This is a genomic window from Blastomonas sp. CCH1-A6 (assembly GCF_001556365.1).
GTDB classification, from domain to species: domain Bacteria; phylum Pseudomonadota; class Alphaproteobacteria; order Sphingomonadales; family Sphingomonadaceae; genus Blastomonas; species Blastomonas ursincola.
The window spans coordinates 1-1,057 of sequence record NZ_LSIS01000527.1 but is presented as its reverse complement, the minus strand read 5'-3'; the positions used below and the strand labels follow the sequence as shown (position 1 = coordinate 1,057).

The following is a 1,057-nucleotide window of genomic DNA, read 5'->3' as shown; positions in this document are numbered from 1 at the left end:
GACCGGGATCGCCAGGCTCTCGAACCCGCCCCAGCTGTAACCGATGCCGAACAGCTCCAGCGTGTCGATCAGCGCCGCACGCGCCATGTCGGTGCCGCCTTCCAGCACGAAGGAGAAAAGCCCGCTCGACCCCTTGAAATCGCGCTGCCAGATGGCGTGGCCTGGGCAGGAGGGCAGCGCGGGGTGCAGCACGCGCGCGACCTGCGGCTGCTCGGCCAGCCAGTGCGCGATGCGCAGCGCCGAGGCCTGGTGCTGGCGCAGCCGCCCGTCGAGCGTGCGCAGGCCGCGCAGCGCGAGCCAGGCATCGTCGGGCGAGACGACATGGCCCAAGCTTTGCGCGGTCTGGCGCAGGCGCGGATAATATCGCTCACTCGCGCTGACCGAGCCCAGCATCACGTCCGAATGGCCGACAATATACTTCGTGCAGGCCATGATGCTCATGTCCGCGCCGAGCTCCAGCGCGGGCAGGAACAGCCCCGTCGCCCAAGTATTGTCGATCAGCAGCGCGATGTCCGGATTGGCCGCGCGCGCCGCCGCGCAGATCGCGGGCACGTCCTGCACTTCGAAGGTCAGGCTGCCCGGGCTTTCCATCAGGATGGCGCGGGTGCGTTCGCAGACAAGGCTGGAAATTCCGGACCCTATGAGCGGATCGTAATAGCGTGTCTCGATGCCGAAGCGCTTCAGCAACCCGTCGGCAAAGCTGCGCGAAGGGTCATAGGCGCTGTCGGTCATCAGCAGCACGTCGCCCGGCGACAGCACGCTGAGCAGCGCGCCGGTGATCGCGGCGACGCCCGAGGGGTAGAGCATCGTGCCATACGCTTGCGGCTCGAGCTGGGTCAGCGCCTCCGCCAATGCCCATTGCGTCGGCGCACCCCTGCGACCGTAGAAAAAGCGTCCATCCTCATTGGTTTGCGGACCGGACTTGAGAGCGGCTGTATCGGGATAGAGATGCGTGCTGGCGCGCCACACCGGCGGATTGACCACCGCGCCCGGCTGCTCCGCGGTCCCCGTCCACTCGGCGCGGCGGCCACCGGTGACAAGGCGGGTGGTGGGCGAT

The 1,057-nt window shown here is 68.0% G+C and carries 1 protein-coding gene; it reads right to left on the bottom strand.

The genetic code is table 11. The annotated features are described in order from the left end of the window. On the bottom strand, positions 1-1,057 hold a 1,057-nt coding region (gene metC, locus AX735_RS22770; RefSeq protein ID WP_066284879.1), incomplete at both ends, for a cystathionine beta-lyase.